The organism is Patescibacteria group bacterium (assembly GCA_038063375.1).
In the GTDB taxonomy this organism is placed as follows: domain Bacteria; phylum Patescibacteriota; class Minisyncoccia; order Phycocordibacterales; family JANLHH01; genus JANLHH01.
Genome location: JBBTVG010000034.1, coordinates 1 through 5254, shown reverse-complemented (window position 1 = coordinate 5254; position 5254 = coordinate 1). Strand labels below are relative to the sequence as shown.

Below are 5254 nucleotides of genomic sequence, written 5' to 3'. Positions count from 1 at the left end.
TGCGATACCATTCATATACATACAAGATAACAAACTGACTGAGAGGTCAAGGGTTTCTTTTTTTCTCTCCTTTCTGGTATTATGGAGAACATTGAAGAATAGACGAGTGATAGGTTCTCCGTCTCCAGTCTCTCTTCCCGCACGGCAAATGATCCTCTCCACAACAAGATAATTCACCAAGTAAATTATGCCAAAAATAAACCCGGAAATTGAAACATTCGCGCGCATTAAAGTCATAGGCATTGGCGGTTCAGGAAAAAATGCCATCAACCACATGATCAAATCTGGGGTAAAAGGCGTTGATTTCGTCGCGATGAACACCGACTCGCAAGATCTCCATCATTCTCTCGCAAAGAAAAAAATACACATCGGCAAGAACCTCACTCGAGGTTTGGGTTCAGGTATGAACCCCGATATCGGCAAGCGAGCCGCTGAAGAAACAAAAGAAGAAATTCAGAGCGCCGTGCAGGGTGCTGATATGATCTTCATCGCTGGCGGTATGGGCGGAGGCACCGGCACGGGAGCCGCACCGGTCGTGGCGCGCGTCGCGAAAGAATCAGGCGCGCTGACCGTCGGCATTGTGACGAAGCCATTCTCTTTTGAAGGAGTCCAGCGTATGCGGATTGCCAATGACGGGATCCAGGAACTTCGGGATGAAGTTGACGCGCTTATTATCATACCCAACGACAGGCTCTTGGCGACCGTTGACAAGAACACAAGCGCCAAAGACGCATTCGCCATATGTGATGACGTACTGCGCCAAGCAGTGGAAGGCATTTCAGACCTCATCACCACGCCGGGCATCATCAACGTTGACTTTGCGGACATCAGAGCAGTGATGGAAAATACCGGCTCGGCACTTATGGGTATCGGCTCCGCGACGGGAGAAAAACGCGCTGAGAACGCAGCCATGGCGGCTATCAATTCTCCCCTCCTTGAAGTATCCATTCACGGCGCGCGAGGAGTACTCTTTGCCATTGCCGGCAACGATGACCTCACGATGCATGAGATCCAAGACGCGGCGCGTGTCATCACTGAATCCATTGACAGTGAGGCAAGGGTGATCTTCGGAACGATCAAGGATGAGAAACTCAAGAAAGGAGAGATCAAGGTCACGGTTATTGCTTCAGGTTTTCCCGAAAGCGCTGCTGAAAAAACACTTTTTCAATCAAAAGGAAAAGAGGTGAAGAAAGATAAAGGAGTGCTCACCATTAATACTGAACCCCAACAACAGATCCAGAAGCCGTCGGTGTCAAACGTAAAGCCCGAGAGCGACGATGACGACTGGTCTTCCGTACCCGCTTTTCTCCGCAGGTCAAAACTCAAGTAATTAACCGACAAAAAACACCCCGATGATATCGGGGTGTTTTTTGTTTAACCATTTAAAATATTCTTAGTTTCAATTTTATACAATTCCACGTTGGGCTGATCAAAAGGATTCACATTAAAAAGCTGGCCTAGATACATCATCTCCATCATCTTAAACTGCATAAACGCGCCAAGCGAAGCAGGTGTGATATCAGGGAGTAATGCCTCCATGAACGGCAATCCTTTCTTCTCATACGCAATCTTGACTCCCTTAAGGATTGCATCTGCCACGTCGGCGGGCTTTTTTCCGGAAATGCCCCCCAGAACACCCGCAAATACCTCTGGGGTGACCACAGTGCCCCGCTTGCTAAACTCCGCGAAAATGAACGTGGTTATCTTATCCTCCGGTCCGCCCAAATACAATTGCCCCACGGAATGGAGGTCGGTTGAACCAATGGAAACGGTGGGGGTAATGCCTACACGCACCACGTTCCCGTCCCTGTCATGTTCTTTCCCGATACTCTCGCCCAAAAGTTGCCGATACCATTTGCCGAGAGATTCAAGCTCGGAATGAAAGATAAAATTATCATTGATCGTTTTGCCTGAATGGTAGTTCGTGAAAAGCACCGCCGCCGAAACCATCGCCGGGTTCTCCCGTATGTCTAGAGATAAACATTTCTCTCTCATCTTTCGCGCGCCGTCCAAAAGTGCAGTCACGTTAATCCCCACTTTCGCGAGTGGGAAAAGTCCGACCGCAGACAAGACCGAATATCTTCCGCCCACTTTTTCGGGAATAGAAAGACGTGTAATGTCTTCCGCTTCGGCAATTTTCCACAGAAGAGACCCGAAGTCGGTTGTTACCACCAACCGATCCAAGATACCCGGAAACTTTTTTCGTAGCATGCCGAGTACGAGCTCCGCGTTCACGATCGTCTCGGTGGTGTCACCTGATTTACTGATGACATTAATGACGATCTCTTCCTCGCTTGTTATTTCTTTATCAAAAAAACTTTCCAGATGCAGAAGTATGCCCGGGTCGGTGGTATCAAGAAAGATCATCTTCGGCATACGTGAAGGTTCCAAGATATCAAAACGGCCATACAGCGCGTCGTATACCGCCTTGGTGCCCAAATTTGAACCGCCAATGCCAATGACGAGAATATATTTAAGAGACGTAGTGTTCTTGTCCCGCAGTGCGGCACCGACGCTCTCCATAAGCTCCTTATCCCCGGGAAGGTTGATGGATGATTCTTCGTCCTCATATCCGTGCTGCAGAACCTCTTTCAAATGCTCCGCATAAGGGGAAAGCTGTTCACCTATCGTTGTAATCTCTTCCTCCGAAACGTGACTTTTGTTATAGATAAGTTTCATAGTGTAAGCGGTTTTCTTTCCTCTTATTCTAGCAAATATACCCCCTAAAAGAAATTACCCTTTGACTTTTAGCCAAAGGGTAAATATATGCTACAAACCTGCCGCATTCTTCATAACTTCTTGTACGTTCTCTCGAAGAATACCTCTCTCTTCAAGAACATCATGGTGCAAGATCCAAAAGGCTAGGGCTCCCTGCCGCACAACCATCGGAACGCCATCAAGAGTAGTGAAACCGGCATTCTCTGCCGAAAGAAGGAGGGGTGTTTTATCTTTTCGCAAGATAATATCACTGACAATGGTGTCTCCCTTCATGGACTGCAGTACGGCGTTCGCCTGTCGTCTGTTATTCTCAATGTTCACTTCGGTTGCCGGCAAAACGGCTTGCGCAAGCGGAGAATAAGACTCAAGTGTACCGACTGCTCCTTTAGTGGAAACATTAATAACGACATCGGCGATTGGAACCATTTCAGAAATCAGGCCTTCATTGCCAAAGGTTGCAAGGTTAACATGAAAATACTCATTTACATGATTTGCCAATTCCTTTGCCTTATCGATAGTTCTATTGAGGATCATCACTCGAGCACCTCGCCCCACAAGAGCAAAAGCTATAGAGCGTCCTGTACCACCGGCACCAAGCATGACGATGAGACTGCTTCTGATCCTTCTTCCTTTTTCCTTCAGCACCTTTTCAAGAGAAAGTGCATATCCTTCCCCATCTGTGTTATACCCCCGGAGATTCCCTTCTGTCGTCTTCATTATGAAGTTTACTGACCCTATTGCGCGCGCCACAGGATCCATTTCATCAAGAAACGGAACGATTTCATCCTTAAAACCGACACCTGCTCCGCCGCCTAAATAGAGAGGATCGCTCCGCAATGCATCGCAGATTGTCTTTGCGTCAACAGGGTCACCGACAAGCATGACCGCTTGCATGGGAATCCCGTACTCCCGGTATGCCGCATTCCACATGGTAGGGGTTTTTCCGGGGTAATCGTGTGCAATAAGTGTCGCTATGTAAGGACTATCGGCAAAGTTCTCGGGGTTGTCCTCGGGCTCTTTTGCTATGGATAAAACACCGTTTTTAAGAAGTTGTTTCAACATGAACGTGCCTCTTGAGTAAGGAACTTCTGGCAAGAGTATGCCATTTATTATCATTCTTGTACATAGGAGAATTTTATGACAGTAACCACAGACTCATCAGTCAATTGATGAGGCGCGAGATTATAGATGAGGCCTAAATGGTACTTGAGGCTTACCACATCCAATACGTCCGGACTTGACCCAATGAAGTCTTCTTTTTTTAGATCGCCTATTGGCTTCGCTTCTATGCTTTCAACCTTGATCTTCCCAAAAGATTCATCTAAGAACTGTGGTGGAAGCTTCCCCCAATCAGCGCCTACCTTCTCTATGACGCCAATGTTGACAATCTGCCCCTCGCAATAGCCCCGAAAATCGCCACAGAGTCTTTTCTCTGGCCTAAAAATGACCGTAATCTTACGATCCTTTAATAGATCGGAATATATCTTCCGAAACGCAACCCAATTAGAATTCAGATTAAGTTTTTCTTCAGTTGTTTGTACGGATGAAGACATGCGTCTGGTATTATTTCCCGTGCGAACAACCGCCGAGACTTTTGTGTTCCTTGTAATACTCATAGGCGGAGGTCGCCGCCACGGCGCCCATGGCCGAAGAGGTGATGTCCTGTTTGAAGTGACCAAAATGATTAACGATATCCCCCGCCGCCATGACGCCGGGAACGTTCGTCTGCATCATATTATTGACTTCAAGATACCCCGCTTTATCGGTCGTGAGCGCAAGTGGCGCGGCGATTGCCGTATTCGGCATTGCTCCGGCTTCAATAAAAAGGCCGTCAATATCAAGTTCGGTTCCTCCGTTGTACTCTTTTGAAAGAATGATCTTATCAAACTTGCCATCCTTCGTCGCGATTTCCTGTACCGATGTTTGATACAATATCTCCACTTTATCTCCAAGTTGCTTCATGCGCTCCACATTGATCGGCTCCGCTCTCATAGTATCGCCGCGCACCAAAAGATATATTTTTTCCGCGTACTGTGCCGCCAAGTTGATCCCTTTCACCGAGGCGTCGCCGCCGCCAACCACAGCGATTGTTTTCCCGGTGTAAAGCGGACCATCGCAGGTAATACAGAAGTGGACTCCGTTGCCGGTGAACTCTTTCTCATTAGGAAGACCGAGACGGCGCCTTTCAGCACCCAAAGCAAGAACAACATTGGTCGCATGATATGTTTTCCCTTTGACGATCACGTCAAAACAATTATCTTTTTTTTCTATTCTTTCCACCGTCCCGTCCATTATTTCAGCACCGACATGTTTCGCGTGCTCTTTCATGTTCTTCATCAGATCGTACCCGTCAATGCTGATGATACCGGGCCAGTTTTCTATCACTCCGGCGCGCGCCGTTTCACCGCCAAACTCCTTCCCAATGATCAATGTCTTCAAATTGTAGCGCCCCGCGTATACCCCCGCTGAAAGCCCTGCGGCTCCGGTGCCAATGATAATAACGTCGTAATGTTCCATAGATAGATATGATTATATA

5 protein-coding genes are annotated in these 5254 nt (G+C 47.6%); 1 reads left to right on the top strand and 4 read right to left on the bottom strand.

Features of this window, described 5'->3' with window-relative positions; all coding sequences use genetic code 11:
* Positions 1-187: 187 nt before the first annotated feature.
* Positions 188-1330 carry a cell division protein FtsZ gene (ftsZ, locus tag AAB523_03535; protein ID MEK7556326.1) on the top strand — a complete coding sequence of 381 codons (1143 nt, stop codon included), beginning with the start codon at positions 188-190 and terminating at the stop codon, positions 1328-1330.
* 44 nt (positions 1331-1374) lie between these two features.
* Here ftsZ and AAB523_03530 read toward each other — a convergent pair whose 3' ends face one another.
* From AAB523_03530 to AAB523_03515, 4 genes are all read right to left on the bottom strand, one after another.
* Positions 1375-2679 (bottom strand): hypothetical protein, encoded by a 1305-nt coding sequence (locus tag AAB523_03530; GenBank protein MEK7556325.1) that lies wholly within the window; start codon positions 2677-2679, stop codon positions 1375-1377.
* Between the two features lie 90 nt (positions 2680-2769).
* Positions 2770-3780, bottom strand: a complete 1011-nt coding sequence (locus AAB523_03525) for a hypothetical protein (GenBank protein MEK7556324.1) — start codon at positions 3778-3780, stop codon at positions 2770-2772.
* A gap of 50 nt (positions 3781-3830) precedes the next feature.
* A complete protein-coding gene (locus tag AAB523_03520; protein MEK7556323.1) occupies positions 3831-4271 on the bottom strand; it encodes a hypothetical protein in 441 nt (146 codons plus the stop codon).
* Between the two features lie 10 nt (positions 4272-4281).
* Positions 4282-5235 carry an FAD-dependent oxidoreductase gene (locus AAB523_03515; GenBank protein MEK7556322.1) on the bottom strand — a complete coding sequence of 318 codons (954 nt, stop codon included), beginning with the start codon at positions 5233-5235 and terminating at the stop codon, positions 4282-4284.
* Positions 5236-5254 lie beyond the last annotated feature (19 nt).

Coding starts and splice junctions, on each gene's coding strand:
- AAB523_03530 (MEK7556325.1), bottom strand. CDS start 2,679: ATGAAACTTATCTATAACAAAAGTCACGTTTCGGAGGAAGAGATTACA.
- AAB523_03525 (MEK7556324.1), bottom strand. CDS start 3,780: ATGTTGAAACAACTTCTTAAAAACGGTGTTTTATCCATAGCAAAAGAG.
- AAB523_03515 (MEK7556322.1), bottom strand. CDS start 5,235: ATGGAACATTACGACGTTATTATCATTGGCACCGGAGCCGCAGGGCTT.
- AAB523_03520 (MEK7556323.1), bottom strand. CDS start 4,271: ATGTCTTCATCCGTACAAACAACTGAAGAAAAACTTAATCTGAATTCT.
- ftsZ (MEK7556326.1), top strand. CDS start 188: ATGCCAAAAATAAACCCGGAAATTGAAACATTCGCGCGCATTAAAGTC.